At 53.8% G+C, this 15959-nt stretch carries 11 protein-coding genes; 4 read left to right on the top strand and 7 right to left on the bottom strand.

The window, feature by feature from the left end; all coding sequences use genetic code 11:
- Positions 1 to 270 precede the first annotated feature (270 nt).
- From ACMGGS_RS21110 to ACMGGS_RS21090, 5 genes are all read right to left on the bottom strand, one after another.
- The gene (locus ACMGGS_RS21110; protein ID WP_414164242.1) at positions 271 to 732 is read right to left on the bottom strand and encodes a YegJ family protein; all 462 of its coding nucleotides are present in this window, start codon (positions 730 to 732) and stop codon (positions 271 to 273) included.
- A 273-nt stretch (positions 733 to 1005) separates the two neighbouring features.
- A complete protein-coding gene (gene yegD, locus ACMGGS_RS21105) occupies positions 1006 to 2358 on the bottom strand; it encodes a molecular chaperone (protein WP_414164241.1) in 1353 nt (450 codons plus the stop codon).
- Between the two features lie 87 nt (positions 2359 to 2445).
- Positions 2446 to 3663, bottom strand: coding sequence for an SGNH/GDSL hydrolase family protein (locus ACMGGS_RS21100; protein ID WP_414164240.1), 1218 nt, complete (start codon positions 3661 to 3663; stop codon positions 2446 to 2448).
- Positions 3650 to 4678: a DUF459 domain-containing protein gene (locus ACMGGS_RS21095; RefSeq protein WP_414164239.1), complete on the bottom strand. Its 1029-nt coding sequence runs from the start codon at positions 4676 to 4678 to the stop codon at positions 3650 to 3652. The genes ACMGGS_RS21100 and ACMGGS_RS21095 overlap by 14 nt, the downstream gene beginning before the upstream one ends.
- On the bottom strand, positions 4665 to 5837 hold the full coding sequence (locus ACMGGS_RS21090; protein ID WP_414164238.1) for an MBOAT family O-acyltransferase: 1173 nt from the start codon (positions 5835 to 5837) through the stop codon (positions 4665 to 4667). Before ACMGGS_RS21090 ends, ACMGGS_RS21095 begins: the two co-directional genes overlap by 14 nt.
- A 402-nt stretch (positions 5838 to 6239) precedes the next feature.
- Between ACMGGS_RS21090 and alkA the strand changes: the two genes are divergently transcribed.
- Positions 6240 to 7085, top strand: coding sequence for a DNA-3-methyladenine glycosylase 2 (gene alkA, locus ACMGGS_RS21085; protein WP_414164237.1), 846 nt, complete (start codon positions 6240 to 6242; stop codon positions 7083 to 7085).
- Here the strand turns inward: alkA and ACMGGS_RS21080 are convergent.
- The gene (locus tag ACMGGS_RS21080) at positions 7078 to 10407 is read right to left on the bottom strand and encodes a diguanylate cyclase (RefSeq protein WP_414164236.1); all 3330 of its coding nucleotides are present in this window, start codon (positions 10405 to 10407) and stop codon (positions 7078 to 7080) included. The genes alkA and ACMGGS_RS21080 overlap by 8 nt on opposite strands.
- Positions 10408 to 10746: 339 nt before the next feature.
- Here ACMGGS_RS21080 and udk point away from each other — a divergent pair, with 339 nt between their 5' ends.
- From udk to asmA, 3 genes are all read left to right on the top strand, one after another.
- Positions 10747 to 11388 (top strand): uridine kinase, encoded by a 642-nt coding sequence (gene udk / locus ACMGGS_RS21075; RefSeq protein WP_194206444.1) that lies wholly within the window; start codon positions 10747 to 10749, stop codon positions 11386 to 11388.
- A gap of 90 nt (positions 11389 to 11478) precedes the next feature.
- The gene (dcd, locus tag ACMGGS_RS21070; protein ID WP_176919127.1) at positions 11479 to 12060 is read left to right on the top strand and encodes a dCTP deaminase; all 582 of its coding nucleotides are present in this window, start codon (positions 11479 to 11481) and stop codon (positions 12058 to 12060) included.
- Between the two features lie 23 nt (positions 12061 to 12083).
- On the top strand, positions 12084 to 13931 hold the full coding sequence (gene asmA / locus ACMGGS_RS21065) for an outer membrane assembly protein AsmA (RefSeq protein WP_414164235.1): 1848 nt from the start codon (positions 12084 to 12086) through the stop codon (positions 13929 to 13931).
- 256 nt (positions 13932 to 14187) lie between these two features.
- Here the strand turns inward: asmA and ACMGGS_RS21060 are convergent, their stop codons facing one another.
- Positions 14188 to 15771 (bottom strand): TerC family protein, encoded by a 1584-nt coding sequence (locus ACMGGS_RS21060; RefSeq protein WP_414164234.1) that lies wholly within the window; start codon positions 15769 to 15771, stop codon positions 14188 to 14190.
- Positions 15772 to 15959 lie beyond the last annotated feature (188 nt).

Genomic DNA, 15959 nt, shown 5'->3' with positions numbered 1-15959 from the left:
AGTCCTGACCTAGACAATACAGAATGTAGCATCATGGAGTTAGCTATTAGCCTCAGATTTTGCAGCCCTCAAATTATATTGAGACTTTATTTACCCACCATTCATTAATATTACATAGAATAATTTACAGGGCCGGAGAAAAACTTCCCAGGCCCTTATTTATAGAAGCGATTTACACCGTTTATAATAGTAAACTCTCGCCTTGATAGATCCAAAACGGCTTTTTCTTGATCGCAGTAAAACCCCCGTTAAAGCAAATACTCATTCAACTCAGCGAACCAGTCGCGCTCTCATTGCCGATGCCTCTTCTTCGGGGTAAGTGCTTAGCAAAGGATCGATAGTATAGCCACCGTAGATTTTTTCCCCACGGGTATACATCCAGTCAGAGATATCCGCTTTCTTGATTTTCCATTCCTGACCGTACTGCACATTTTGAACGATGCCGGGTTCATTGCCGATTTTGCCGGTGAAAACGCCGTCAGCATAGGTGATATCCGTTAGCCAGAAATGTTCGGTATCGCCGTGATCGGTAATCGGTGCTTTTACCGCGTATGAATCGGCATCATGTTTATTCAGCATTTCAATGAATTTGTCGGTCTCCCGGCGTGCATGTGCGATTGCTGCCGACATCTCTTGCTGATCATAACCTTCTGTCACCAGGGTATCGGGTTTTTCGCAATAACCTGCGGTGGTAAAAAATAACAAACTTAACGCCAGCATTATAAATTTCATATCTTCTCCACAATCCGTGTATTATAAAAACATCAATATAACCTGATGATTATCGTCAGGTCGTCGATTCAGTATAGGTTATTATGATTTTAACGGGAATTAGAATTTCACAGGGGGCACCCCCGTGAATAATAGTTTTTAAAAGGACAGGGAATACTATTACGGGAAGTTAATAACAAAACGGGGTTACATATTGTATGCGCCGTTTTGCCGGGTGGCGGCTTCGCCTTACCCGGCCTAAAATATTACTAATATCAATGCCTTACTCTTAAATCAACCAAACATCACCTGCGCCCAGCGTGCCAGCCCCGCCGTTACCGAGCCGAAATCATCGCCGCCAGCGATCGGGATGCCCGGCAGACGTTCGGCGAGGGCTTTTTTAATCAGCGGGGAGCGGGCGCTGCCGCCGGTCAGATAGATAACGTCCGGCGTTTCCTGAGCATTTTCCAGCGCCAGCTGTACCTGTTCCAGAATACGCGTCAGCGGCTGGCTCAATGCCGCGTCCAGGCCCTGCTGAGTGAACGCCGCCGCCAGTTCGTCGCTGATAAACGGCAGGGCAGTAACCACTTCCGGACGATCGGAAAGGGCGATTTTACTTTCTTCGGTGCTGCGTACCAGGCGATAGCTCAGGCGCTGCTTCCAGACCTTCAGCAGCAGGGCCACCGTATCGCCATCGCGGGCGTCGCGCACCAAATCGTTTAACAGGCGTCCGTTGGCGCTGCTGTAAAAATCGCTCTGGGCCGGGACGTCATTGATGGCGACCGCGTTCCACCAGGGCAAAATCGGCAGGGCGATGCCTTTTTCCGTTTCGCCGCCCAGTCCCAGAAGCGGCATCAGACTTTTAAATGCCAGCGCGATATCCAGATCGTTACCGCCGATGCGACAGCCGCTGTGGCCCAGCAGGCTGGCGTCACGATCGCGACGATGACGCCACTGTGGACCCATCAGCAGCAGGGAGCAGTCGGTGGTCCCGCCGCCGATATCCACTACCAGTACGCGTTTCTCATCCTGCAAGGTGGCTTCAAAATCCAGACCTGCCGCCACCGGCTCATACTGGAATATCACATCCTGAAAACCGGCACGTCGGGCAGCACGCTCAAGAATGCCCTGCGCCTGCGCGTTGGCCTCGTCACCGCCTAATCCCTGAAAGTTAATGGGGCGGCCAATCACCGCCTGGGTGATGCTTTCCGGGAGCTGACTTTCCGCCTGCTGGCGAATATGCAGCATCATGGAGCAGACCAGATCTTCAAACAGCGCGATTTGTTGCGGCTTCAGGCCGCTGGCACCGAGAAAGGATTTCGGCGATTTAACGAAGTAGACTTCCTCGGGATCGTCAACATACTGCTGGAGCGACGCAAGACCAAACTGGACGCTGCCTGGCAGAACGTCAATATCTTCATCACGGTTATAGTTAATAGCACGACGCAATAGCGCCTGTGTTTCCCCCGGCGTCGCCGGAACATCGTGGTGGCGGTACAGCCATTCGCTGACCGCTTCGCGCGTCGGCGCGCTCAGCATGGAGGGTAAAAGTGTGCTGCCGTTTTCCATCGTCAACAGCTGTGGCGCACCATCGCGCATCACAGCAACCGAACAGTTTGCCGTGCCGTAGTCAAATCCGATAAACACTGGTGAATCCCCATGCCGGTGAAGAAGGGGGGCGACTTTAGCGAAATGTCTGCATTGCTGCAAGCCCGGTAGCGCCGGGCCTGGATTTTAATGCCCTTGTGCCATCAGGGCCATAAGTTGATCGAAAAGGGCATCGGCGCTTTTTTTATAGCCATCAGCGGAGAGGTGTACCAGATCGGGACGCGCATCGCCGGCCGCGGACCAGCGTTCCATCGAGCAGGCTCCGCCCATAAAGGCGCGCCAGTCCCAGAACAGGAGCTGCTGCGCTTCGGCGACCTGTTTTTGCACCTGCATGACTTTTGCCAGGCTCACGGGTTCACGGGCGCTGCAGCTGGCTTGCCCTTTGTTTTTAATACTGTCTGGCGGTCCGATCAGCAGGATCGCCGCATCGGGCAGAGCTTCCCGGATCTGCACGATACGCGCTTCAAGCTGACGACGATAAAGCGCGGGGTCGAGATCGTCGTTAAACGCTTCGTTGGTGCCGTACTCGAGGATCACCATATCGGGTTTCAGCGCGGCCAGGGGCGCTAACCCGTCGGACTGCCATTTTTTCCAGGCAGAGAGCGTCGCACCGTTGATGCCCACGGCAGAGAGAATGACGCCCGAACGCGGCGCAGAGATAAACCAGCCGCCCAGTTGAATATGCTCCTGGCCGCTCAGGGTGGCGTTTAACGGAAACGTCGCCTGTTGAGCGTCGGAGAGTTGCCAGTGATTCTGGCTATCGGGCAGCGTCTGCCTGCCGGCGCTGCCCATGGTGAGCGTCGCGTCTGTGGAAGACTTATACAACGCGCTGACCTGATAACGGCCACGGTTGCCGTTGGTCAGCGTTAATGTCACATTCGCGTTAGCCTGCAACGGCTGGGCAATCAGCCCGGTAAAAGGAAAGTCCTCATGCGGATCTTTGCGCGTTGACCAGAGCTGCCAGCTCTGGCCGGGCTTACTGAAATTCACCACGGCGCTACGCTGCCCGGAAACCTGTACCGGGCTGACCATGCCGGGGCCGCCGTCGCCAAAGCGTTGCTGAAAACGCATCCGTAGCTGGCCAGTAAAAAGGTCCGCTGCGGTGTGGGAATCCCCCAGTTGCAGGATATGCACGCGCTGATTGCCCGCCTGTAGCTTTGCCGCCAGCCGGTCCAGTCCGGCATCACCGAAGCGGGTCAGTTGATTGTGGCTGACCGTCTCCTGCGGTTGGTTCGCCGATAAGGTCGGTGCTTTTTGCTCCTCGTCGTGACATGAGATCATCAGCAGCAGACTGAGCAGCAGCGCCAGCGGCTTACAGACGGGTAAGCGTTTATTGTAATTCATCAGGTTTCTCCTGTTGTGCGCCTTCAACGACGATCATTGAAAGCACCCTGTTCGCAATCAGTTTTTGCGCATAGGGAGTAAAGTGAATACCGTCACCGCTGCGAAGTTTAAATTTTCGGCCCTCTTTTTCCTGATAGTCAGAATAGGTATCGCCCTGGAAACCCAGGATATCATTCGCGGAGAGGTAATATTGACCCGCCCCGGTGACGGCAGAAGAATAGAGGGTATCAAGCCAGGCAACGCCTTCGGAGAGCGCTTTTTTGCGCATATTCGGTGGGCCTATCCATACCACCGGAATGTGCTTTTGCTGCGCGCTTTGCAAAATGCTGTCGATGCGGCTGCGGTAAAGCTGTTCCCATTCCGGGCTTTTAAATTTCAGATACTGACCGCCGCCGTCAGGCTTCATTGACCACGGATCGTTAGGCCCAAGGAATACCACCATCATTTCGATATCTGGCTCGCTCTGTAGCGTTTCGCTGATGGTGCGCGGCCAGTCAAAAAAAACTGGCGACGTCAGGCCGGTACTCTGCTTACTTTTGTTGATACTTTGAATGCCGTAGCGCTTATTCAGTGCCAGCATGATATGCGGTGCGATGCCCTGCATCATTGAATCTCCGGCAAAAAAGACTTTGCCGTGCGCCGTTAATGTAATGTGGTCTTTATCATGCTGGACTGCGTGCAGTACGGGGGCTGTTGGTTGCTGCGACACGGACGCAGGAACAGGCTGTAACAGCGCGATCAGGGGAGCAGGCGGCGTGATGGTTGCACAGGGCGTGTCATCCAGCGCTTCAGTAAATGCCTCTCTACTGGCATAAAAGGCGGCTAAAATTTTGCCCCCTTCCAGCCACAGCGGTTGTCTGACTACGCTCCAGGGAGAATCCTGGTGAAATTCCTGCTGCCAGTAAAACGTCAGCGAGCGCTGGTTGAGCCAGAACACGAACAACGTGCTGAGCAACAGGATATAGAGAAATTTATAGACTCTGCCAAACAGTGAGACGTTATCAAAAGTTTGCATAAATAAACCCCGGCAGGCCAGCAGGCGAAAAGAAAAAGACCACGGTTAAAAAAAGCGCCAGCGGAACCGGAAACAGGAACCATGGAATGCGACAGGCCAGCGCGCCGAGTTTTATTCTCAACGAATCCAACTGGGGATAAATAATAAAGAAGATCAAAAAAACAATGAGGCTCGGTGTTTCCGCTGCCGTCAGCAGGGAGGATGCGGAAAGTTGGCTGATGCTGGTGATAATCGCCCAGGCCGTTGATAAATCGGTCGCGCGGAAAAATATCCACGCGAAACAAATAAAGTGAAAGGTCAACAGGCGAGACAATAACGTGATTATCGGCCCGCAATGGCGCACCGGGAAAAGATGATTTTTATAATTTAACAGCACCAGTCCGGCACCGTGAATGGCTCCCCAGATAAGGAAGTTGAACCCGGTTCCATGCCAGATGCCGGAGAGGATCATCGCGATCAGCAAATTAACATTTTTGCGCAAAAATCCCCGCCGGTTACCGCCCAGCGGGATGTAAATATAATCACGAATAAACAGGGATAAGCTGATATGCCAGCGTCCCCAGAACGCCTGTAAATTCTGCGCCCGATACGGCGCGTTAAAGTTCACCGGCAGCGTAAAACCGAGCAGCGCGGCCAGCGCGGTGACCAGATTGGTATAGCCGGAGAAGTTAAAGTAAATTTGCCAGGCGTAAGCGTACACCGCCACCAGCAGTTGCAGCGGGGTGGCGTTTTCGGGTGTGTCAAACACCGGATTAACGAACTGATCGGCAAGCCAGGTACTGCACAGGAATAATTTGGCGATAGCCAGTGCCAGCAGGCAGAGCGGCTTCTGTACATTGCCCAGCGTGCGGGGAACTGACGTAGCGATTTGCGGCAGAAAATGGCTTGCGCGGTTGATCGGTCCTGAGACCACACTGGGAAAGAAGCTGATGTACAGCAACGCATTCAGCGCCGTCGCGGGCGGTAATTCTTTTTTGGCAATCGAAACGATATAGCTGACAGAATGAAAAATGTAAAAAGAAAGCCCGAGAGGAACAATGATATCCATCAACGGCAAATTAATCGCCATGTTAGCCTGGCTCAGGCTTAGCTGAAGACTTTCCCGGCTGGCAGGGTAGTATTTAAAGGCAATAAAAAAGGTCAGAATGAGCAGAATCAATACCGCATAGCCAGTTCTGGTATGATTCGTTCTGTGAATGAATACACCTAAAATATATATCAATAAACTATACGTTAATAAAATGATGGCAGAGCTGATTGAAAAGCTGGCAATAAATGCATAGCTGGCCAGTAATAAAACCCCATTCTGGATATTAACCCACGGATTCAACAGCCAGTAGAGTAAGAAAAAAAGCAAGAAAAAATAACTGAAGGTGAGCGACAACATATTCATTATTTAGCCATCCCTGCTAAATCATCCCGAGAAGGCAGGAATATACGCTGACAGGCTGGCAAGGTGCAACGGCTGACAAGGTTAAATTTTATGATATTTGTATTGGGAATATTTCTTATAAAAATATATATTTTAATGATGAGTAATGGGCGTTATTGAGGAGAAAAAATGTTCACGCTGCACTGGCAACCCCCCTACGACTGGCCGTGGATGCTGGCTTTTTTACGCGCCCGTGCCGTTGAAGGCATTGAGACCTTTAACGGGGATATTTATACCCGCAGCGTGTTGCTGGACGGACATCGCGGTTTGATGACGTTAACGCCGGAGCGGGAAACGCATACGCTGAGGGTTCATCTGACCGAAGGGCTGCTGCCGGTGGCGGAGCCGTGTTTACAGCGCATTGAGCGGCTACTGGATTTGCGCTGCGATCCGCGGGTGATCGCCGCCGCGCTGGGCGATCTCGCCAGTGCCAGGCCGGGCCTGCGTCTGCCAGGGTCGATTGATGCTTTCGAGCAGGGCGTGCGCGCGATTCTCGGGCAACTGGTCAGCGTCGCCATGGCTGCGAAACTGACCGGCAAAGTGGTGGCGGCCTGCGGTGAACCGCTGGCCGATGCGCCGGGTTATTATACCTTTCCGACGCCTGAAGCGCTGGCGGCGACAGATCCACTGTTGTTGAAATCGCTGGGAATGCCGTTAAAACGCGCGCTGGCGCTTATCCATCTGGCGCAGGCGACGCATGACGGTCGCTTTCCGCTCCATGCACCGGAAGATGTGGAGGAGGGCGTAAAACGGCTGCAAACCTTTCCCGGTATCGGTCGCTGGACGGCTAACTACTTTGCCCTGCGCGGCTGGCAGGCGCAGGATATTTTTTTACCGGATGATTATGCCATCAAGCAGCGTTTCAACGGCATGACCCCTGCGCAAATCCGGCGTTACGCCGAACGCTGGCAGCCGTGGCGTTCTTACGCGCTACTGCATATCTGGTTTACCGCAGACTGGCAGCCGGTTAATTGATGGCAAAGTAGCTGGTCTTCAGTAGCAGATCCAGCGGCTGATTTTGGGCAATGGTATCGCCATAAATCAGGTCGATACCGATGCCAGAGAGCGCATCCATCATCAGCGGCGTATTGGTCGGCCCGGCGATACTCTTCATTCCCAGGCGATGGGTATGGCCCTGAATAATGGTCACCATCATTTCATCCAACAGGTTAGTCTGGACGTTGGCGACCAGTTCAGGATCGAGCAAAATATAATCTGCCATCTGTGGCGTCAGGCGATTAAACAGTTCCAGGTCCTGATTAATATGGTTGAGGATTATTTTGCAGCCGGCCTGGCGCAGTTTTCTCATCCCGTTTTCAATCTGATGGCCGTTGCGCATAATCGCTTCCGAGTCGATCACCAGGTGCAGCAGGCGTGGCGGCAGGGCGCTATGGCTGAGTTTTGTCAGCAATTCATCGACCAGCGTCATGCTGGTTAATCCGGCGGTTGACAGTGGCAGAGTAATGCTCAGTCCTTTCGCGGCGACGGCCTGCGCGTGATGGGCGAAAAATTCAGTGAAGATCCGGCGGTCCAGTGCGTGCAGTAATTCCGGGTCGGACAGCCCGGCGCGGAACGCCTGTTCTTCAATTACTTCGCCTTCGCTGGTCCATAAACGCAGCGAAAGCAGCCAGAAATAGCTGGTTTCCGGAATGCGCGGGGAGGCGACGCCGCGTGCCATCATCAACAGCGCGTTGTCTTTGATCATTTGCCACTGTTCTTCCAGCGGCATCATGCTGCGCGAACCGTGTATCTGTTCCTGCTGTGGTTCGTAAACGGTGACGATACCGCGGCCATTATTCTTCGAGGCGTAACAGGCAATATCGGCTTGCGACATCACTTCTGAGGCCTGATGATTGGTCTCATCAATTAACGTTATGCCCGCGCTGGCTCCGATGCGGTGCAGACGACCTTCCCACATAAAATGATAGTCATTGATGGCTTCGATAATGCGCCCGGCAATATAGCGGGCGCTTTCAATATTGCAGTCGGGCAAAAGCAGGCCAAACTCATCGCCGCCCAGACGAGCGAGGATATCGCTGGTGCGCAGCATACTGAGCATCAGGGAGGACAGTTCGCGCAGTAGCGCATCCCCGGCGGCGTGTCCGGCGGTGTCATTAACCGCTTTAAAGCGGTCGAGGTCGACAAACACCAGTACGTGACGCTGGTGCGTTTCCTGTACCGTTTGCAGCAGGCGTTTCAGATGGCTTTCAAAACTGGCCCGATTTCCCAGATGGGTCAGCGCATCGTGCGAGGCGCTGTAGCTGAGCTGGCGCAGCATTTTTCGCGATTCCGTTACGTCCTGGATGACCAGCACCGAGCCAATAGTATGTCCGTCAAGTGTGCTGAGAGGGGTAATACTGTAGTGAATATCATAACTGCCGCCGTTACGGCATTTTAAAACCAGATCCTGCTCAATGGCCGAGCGTGACATATCGCCGCTGTGAATATTCTCCATCAGCGGACCGTCCTCACCAAAGGTGATCTGCAGCACCTGAAGCAGCAACTGGCCTATCGCCTGTTGCTGTGTCCAGCCGCTCATCTTCTCGGCGACCGGGTTCATAAACGTCACCCGCATATTATCATCTGTACACACCACCGCTTCACCGATGGAATCCAGGGTGATATGCAGACGTTCTTTCTCCTGAAACAGTGCTTCATTGAGCTGTTTGACTTCGGTCATGTCCATATTGACCCCCAGCAGCCGTTCCACTTCGCCCTGTTTATTCAGCACCCGGCTTGCCAGAGAGCGGATATGGCGCACGCCTTCTTTCACCTGAATACGGAATTCGAGTTTAAACGGTGCGCGGTTATGAAGTGCGTCACGAACCGTTGTAGAGGCACTGTCGCGATCCTCGGGAAGTAAGCTCTGATACCACAGTTGCCAGGTCGGTTTGGTATTGGGTGGGATCTCATACAGTTCAAACATCCGCTGATCCCAGCTAATGACATCAGCCTTCAGCTCCCACTCCCAGATGCCGATGCCACCCGCTTCGTTGGCGAGGGTAATGCGTTCCATCAGCCGCTTGTTGACCCATTCGGTATTTTTAAGGTCGGTGATATCTTCGATCTGCGAAATAAAATAAAGCGGCGTACCGTCAGCGTGGCGCACCAGCGAGACGGCCAGCAGTGCCCAGACTACGTCGCCTTTGCGGGTGTAATAACGTTTTTCCAGCGAGTAACTGTTAATTTCACCGCGTACCAGCATATTGAGCTGGTCGAGGTCAGAATGAAGATCTTCCGGCCAGGTCAGTTGCTGAAAGGTGAGGCTGCGCAGTTCCTCCTGGCTATAGCCGAGGAAATGGCATAGCGCTTTATTGACCTGTAACCACTGTCCCTCCGTTCCCACCAGCGCCATGCCGATGGCGGAATATTCCATCGCATTACGAAAACGCTCTTCGCTTTCGGTAATGTGCTTACGCTCGGCGCGAAACGCATACATCACCATCGTCATGATATTGGCGGGCAGGATCATCATCAGGAAGGGGAGCCAGGGGGCGTTGGTCATGGCAGCGATGTGCGTGGCGGTCAAATCACGTGGATTGGTGGCCAGCATCAATGAAACCAGCATCACCGTCAGCAGGAAAATAAGAAATGCTTCCATGCGTGGTAAGCGTACCGCGCTCCACATCAGCAGCACGATGATACAGGTAAAGGGCCACGGCAGATACAGCATGGCGCCCGCGCTGAGCGCCAGCGTTACGGCGAGGGTGATTAGCGTCTCAATCAACAGGCGCGGTTCCCGATGGCGCAACAAATAATGCGGCTTATACAGCAGTCCCAGCGGCACCAGCGCCAGCGCGGCGATGGTTTCGGACAGCACCCAGACGAGGAAAATTTGCAGCGTATCACCGCCGTTCGCCAGTGGCAGGATCAGCAGACCGCCTACCAGTGGTGGGATAATCGCGCTGCCAATCGCCAGCCGAACCCAGTCGGCGAGGCCCTTTAGCGGGTTATATTGCGGCAACAGTTTGCGCAGCAGCAACGCGCCGACAACGGCTTCAATAATATTAATGCAGGTATACCACAGGTTGATTGCATGTAGCGGGTTGACGATAAGCGAGGCGCTAATACTGCCAAGCGAACAGGCTACTGCAATCCCCGGCCAGACTTTACCGGCGTGGCGGTAAAAGGCGACCATCATAATCGCCGTCGGGAACCACAGCGGGGCGATAAGCGTGCCAAAACGGGTCAGTTCAAGCGAAAAGAGGGTAAAGATGAAGGTCAACAGCCCCAGGCTGATAAAACGCATGAGTGGATGCGTGGGTGTGATCAATACTCGCTGGTACGGTTTCTTCATTACCATTCTATCCGCCAGGCTCTGCGCCAGGAGCAAGCCCGGACGTTAAGATGTCAAATTGGGATTATGCTAGTACAAACAATTTACAATTCCTATGGTGACTGGTCATAATTTGACATCATAAAGATATTAATTAATGAGTCTGGTTAAAAAAAGACGAAACTGCATCAAAATTAAGCATAAAAATTTTACTAAAGGGACGTTATCCGTCCTTGAGTAGAGTCTGAAACCATTACGCGCATTCGACTGGTATCATCACGCACAAATCCCTATAATTGCCGCGTTTGGCGCTTCGGCGTCGCCCTCCCTTACATCCAGGTTAATCAGGTCGCTAAATTTATGACTGATAAGTCTCATCAGTGCGTCATCATAGGCATCGCAGGCGCATCGGCTTCAGGTAAAAGTCTTATCGCCAGCACGCTGTACCGCGAGTTACGTGAACAGGTTGGTGATGAGCATATCGGCGTTATTCCGGAAGACAGCTACTACAAAGACCAAAGCCATCTGCTGATGGAAGAGCGCGTAAAAACCAACTACGACCATCCCAGCGCGATGGATCACAGTTTACTGTTTCAGCATTTACAATCCTTAAAACGCGGCATTCCGATTGAGCTGCCGGTATATAGCTACGTTGAACATACCCGCACCCCGGAAACGATCCGCGTCGAGCCGAAGAAAGTGATCATTCTGGAGGGCATTCTGTTATTAACCGACGCCCGCCTGCGCGAAGCGATGAACTTCTCGATTTTTGTCGACACGCCGCTGGATATCTGTCTGATGCGCCGCATTAAGCGCGACGTTAACGAACGTGGCCGTTCTATGGATTCAGTCATGGCGCAGTATCAGAAAACCGTGCGTCCGATGTTTCTGCAATTTATCGAACCGTCGAAACAGTACGCTGACATTATTGTGCCGCGTGGCGGCAAAAACCGGATTGCTATTGATATCCTGAAAGCCAAAATTAGTCAGTTTTTTGAATAAATCACGCGAATTGTGTAACGTGCAGAGAGAATCTGTTAACCCTTTATGCCCGCTGGCATAAAGGGCACGCGCCACGAAAGGAGAAAGCGCATGCGTCTGTGTGACCGAGATATTGAAGCCTGGCTGGATGAAGGCCGCCTGTCGATTAATCCTCGTCCTCCTGTGGAGCGAATTAACGGCGCGACGGTGGACGTTCGCCTCGGCAATAAATTCCGTACCTTTAGCGGGCACACTGCCGCATTTATCGACCTCAGCGGCCCAAAAGCGGAAGTGAGCGCGGCTCTCGATCGCGTCATGAGCGATGAAATCGTGCTGGCTGAAGGCGATGCGTTTTATTTGCATCCAGGCGAGCTGGCGCTGGCAGTCACGCTGGAATCCGTCACGTTGCCCGCCGATCTGGTGGGCTGGCTGGACGGGCGTTCTTCGTTGGCGCGCCTCGGGCTGATGGTCCACGTGACCGCACATCGCATCGATCCGGGCTGGTCGGGCTGTATCGTGCTGGAGTTCTATAATTCCGGTAAGCTGCCGCTGGCGCTGCGTCCTGGTATGTTGATCGGCGCCCTGAGCTTTGAGCCGCTTTCCGGCCCGGCAGCACGTCCTTACAACCGCCGTGAAGATGCGAAATATCGCGATCAGCAGGGCGCTGTCGCCAGCCGTATTGATAAAGACTGAGTTGCGTTGTTACTGAGGAAGCCATGAGACGAATTCTGACGACGCTGATGATCCTGCTGGTGGTGCTGGTCGCCGGCCTTTCCGCGTTGGTGATGTTGGTTAATCCGAACGACTTCCGCGCCTATATGGTGCGTCAGGTTGCTGAGCGTAGCGGCTATCAGCTTAAGCTGGACGGCCCGTTACGCTGGCACGTCTGGCCGCAACTGAGCATTATCTCCGGAAGAATGACCCTGACCGCGCCGGGGGCAAGCCAGCCGCTGATCGTTGCTGATAACATGCGCCTCGACGTCTCGCTGCTGCCGTTGCTTTCTCATCAGTTGCAGGTGAAGCAGGTGATGCTGAAAGGCTCGGTGATCCAGCTCACGCCGCAAACCGAGGCGGTGCGCGAAAATGACGCCCCCGTAGCGCCGAAAGAGAATACCCTGCCACAGGTGGCGGAAGATCGCGGCTGGTCATTTGACATCGCTGGTCTGCAGGTTGCAGATAGCGTGCTGGTGTTCCAGCACGATAGCGATGAGCAGGTCACCGTGCGTAATATCCGCCTGAAGATGCAGCAGAATAAACAACATCAGGCCGATGTGGATTTCTCTGGCAACATCACGCGTAACCAGCGTGAGTTGGCGCTGTCGCTGAAAGCGCAGGTGGATGCGGGGGATTATCCCCATTTGTTAACCGCGACCATCAATCAACTGGACTGGCAGCTTCAGGGGGCGGATCTGCCTGCTCAGGGCATCGGTGGGCAAGCGAGCCTGCGCGCGCAGTGGCAGGAAGAGCAGAAAAAAATCGCCTTTAGCCAGCTTAACCTTACGGCCAGCGATAGCGTGCTGAAAGGGGAAGGGAGCGTGGTACTGGCCGACCGGCCACAATGGTCGCTTAATCTCCAGTTCGACAAACTCAACCTTGATAACCTGCTGCTCCGCGACGACTCCGCCGCCGGGACTTCCGTGAGCCAGCAGGGACAAAGTCAGAAGAGTCAGCCGCGTCCGGTGATTGCTGCTGATGGCGATGTCGCTGATTATCGCGATCTGGCCGGGTTTGATGCTCAACTGGTGCTCAAAGCCAAACAGCTTCAGTGGCGCGGTATGCCGTTTTCTCAGGTAAGTACCCAGGTGACAAATCAGGGCGGGCTGCTTAAGTTCAATGAATTGCAGGGGAATCTGGGTAGCGGCCATATTTCGCTTCCCGGCTCGCTGGACGCGCGAACGGCCAACCCGGTCGCCATGTTCAGGCCGCAGCTTGAGAATATTGAAATTGGCACCATTCTGAAAGCGTTCGATTACCCTATTGCGCTGACCGGGAAAACGAATCTTAGCGGCGAGTTCTCCGGCCATAAAGTTGACGCTCAGGCGTTCCGTGAAGACTGGCAGGGCGAGGCGCAAATCCGCATCGCCGACGTGCGCTCTGAAGGGCTTAACTTCCAGCAGCTTGTGCAGCAGGCGGTGGAACGCAGTACCAACGTCAGGGCGCAGGAAAGTTATGAAAATGCCACGCGGCTGGATTTGCTGACCAGTAATATGTCACTTAAGAATGGTAAGGTGACCCTGGAAAATATCTCCGGCAGTTCGCCGTTGCTGGCGCTTGACGGTAAAGGCGCACTGGATCTGGCCCGCCAGCAGGGGGATATGCTGTTTAATGTGCGCGTCCTTGACGGCTGGAAGGGCGATGCTGAGCTGATCGCCATGCTGAAAAATACCGCCATTCCGCTACGCGTCTACGGCAAATGGCAGGCGCTTAATTACAGCCTGCAACTGGATCAGACGTTGCGTAAATATCTTCAGGATGAAGCCAAACGGCGGATTAACGACTGGGTTGAGCGTAACAAAGACAGCCGCGACGCGCAGGACGTGAAAAAGCTGATGGACAAGAAGTAGGGCCGGGCGCGGCGCTTTACCGGTAATGCCCGGTGGCGCTGCGCTTACCGGGCCTACAGGGATGGGGCTGTGGTGTAATGCCCGGTGGCGCTGCGCTTACCGGGCCTACGATGTGGCTGGTTGGAGGGATACGGCTTGCTTTGGTGGTTTGCCGATTTGTAGGCCGGATAAGGCGAAGCCGCCATCCGGCATTGGAGGCAGAGCGCTTCTCCCGACACCAGCCGCAGCGCCATTACCCCCACGTTATCCCAACGTCTCACACCTCGTAATCTGATAAATCCTCATCCACTGGCGGAATAATTTTTACCTTCTGCACGCGGTGGCTCTCGACCTGAAGCGTCTTCAACGTATAGCCGCCGACAACCACTTCTTCACCAGCCTCAGGCACGCGCTGCAAGTACTCCATCAACAAACCGGCAATGGTGTGGTACTCCCGACGCTCGTCCAGCGGCAATGGCACATACTGGACCAAATCTTCCAGCGGCATATGACCGTTTGCCGTCCAGCCGCCGTCGGCGTCTTTCTGAATATCATGACGGGCGTCGATCTCTTCCACTTCATTGGGCAAATTCCCGGCGATGGTCTCCATCACGTCGCTGAGCGTGACCACACCTTCAACCGAACCAAACTCATCCACCACAAAGGCAAAATGGGTACGCGCATTACGGAACTGCTCCAGCGCGGAAAGCAGCGGCAACCCTTCAGGGAACACCAGCGGCTGACGCACCAGCACGCGCAGATTTAACGCTTCGCCGTTCAACGACTGCTGAAGTAAATCCAGAATATGCACCACCCCCAGCAAATCTTCCTCCGCATCGCCACCGGTGATCACCAGTCGGGTATGCTGATTCTTATCCAGCAGGGCGCGGACCTCCTCTTCGGGAGCGCTAAGATCGATATGCTCAATATCATGGCGGGAGGTCATAATGCTGCTGACCGTGCGCTGATTCAGATTCAGCACCCGCTCAATCATCAGCCGCTCCTGCGGATTAAAAATCTGTCGGTTATCATGATCGGCAAGCATCGATGCCGTTTGCGCGTCCAGCTCGGCATCCTCTTTTCGACCGCTCAACAAACGCATTACCGCCTCGGTGGTGCGCTGGCGCAGCGTCTGATTGGCCGACAGAAAGCGACGGCGGTTGAAGTTCGCCAGTTGATTGAGCGATTCAATGATCACCGAGAAGCCAATCGCGGCGTACAGATACCCCTTCGGAATATGGTAGCCAAAGCCATCGGCAATCAGGCTAAAGCCGATCATCAGCAGGAAGCTCAGACAGAGGATCACAATCGTCGGATGATTGTTCACAAAGCGGGTCAGCGCCTTACTGGCCAGCAGCATCACGCTAATGGCGATAATCACGGCGGCCATCATCACCGCCAGATGGTCAACCATCCCGACTGCGGTGATCACCGAATCCAGCGAGAACACCGCATCCAGAATGACAATCTGCGCCACGACCGCCCAGAATTTCGCCCCGCGGCGCTGGGTCGGGTTTTCACTGTCTTTACCTTCCAGCCGTTCGTTTAACTCAACGGTGGCTTTAAACAGCAAAAACAGACCGCCCACCAGCATAATCAGATCGCGGGCGCTGAAACTAAAGCTGCGAATGCTGAAAAGGGGTTGCGTCAATGTGACCAGCCAGGAGATAGAGGCGAGCAGCACCAGACGCATCACCATTGCCATCAACAAACCGGTGACTCTGGCGCGGTCACGCTCTGCGGGGGGCAATTTGTCAGCCAGAATAGCGATAAACACCAGGTTATCGATGCCAAGAACCAGTTCGATGACCACCAGCGTCACCAGACCGGCCCAGATTGAAGGATCGGCAATCCATTCCATATTGAAGCAATACCTTAAGTAGCATGACATTTGTCAGTAATTGATCATGGATAAAGCGACGACAAAATGCAATAAATTGCTGAGATTTATCCTGGCAGTAACGCATTAACTGTACGAAATAGCACTTTATTTTTATTTGCAATAGCTTAATTTGTTTTCAGACTTTATCTTAATTGTGATTTCGCATT

It is taken from the genome of Superficieibacter sp. BNK-5 (assembly GCF_047456055.1).
GTDB lineage: Bacteria > Pseudomonadota > Gammaproteobacteria > Enterobacterales > Enterobacteriaceae > Superficieibacter.
This window is presented reverse-complemented; position numbering and strand designations above follow the sequence as displayed.

Coding starts and splice junctions, on each gene's coding strand:
- udk (WP_194206444.1), top strand. CDS start 10,747: ATGACTGATAAGTCTCATCAGTGCGTCATCATAGGCATCGCAGGCGCA.
- ACMGGS_RS21110 (WP_414164242.1), bottom strand. CDS start 732: ATGAAATTTATAATGCTGGCGTTAAGTTTGTTATTTTTTACCACCGCA.
- ACMGGS_RS21100 (WP_414164240.1), bottom strand. CDS start 3,663: ATGAATTACAATAAACGCTTACCCGTCTGTAAGCCGCTGGCGCTGCTG.
- ACMGGS_RS21080 (WP_414164236.1), bottom strand. CDS start 10,407: ATGAAGAAACCGTACCAGCGAGTATTGATCACACCCACGCATCCACTC.
- ACMGGS_RS21095 (WP_414164239.1), bottom strand. CDS start 4,678: ATGCAAACTTTTGATAACGTCTCACTGTTTGGCAGAGTCTATAAATTT.
- ACMGGS_RS21060 (WP_414164234.1), bottom strand. CDS start 15,771: ATGGAATGGATTGCCGATCCTTCAATCTGGGCCGGTCTGGTGACGCTG.
- asmA (WP_414164235.1), top strand. CDS start 12,084: ATGAGACGAATTCTGACGACGCTGATGATCCTGCTGGTGGTGCTGGTC.
- alkA (WP_414164237.1), top strand. CDS start 6,240: ATGTTCACGCTGCACTGGCAACCCCCCTACGACTGGCCGTGGATGCTG.
- dcd (WP_176919127.1), top strand. CDS start 11,479: ATGCGTCTGTGTGACCGAGATATTGAAGCCTGGCTGGATGAAGGCCGC.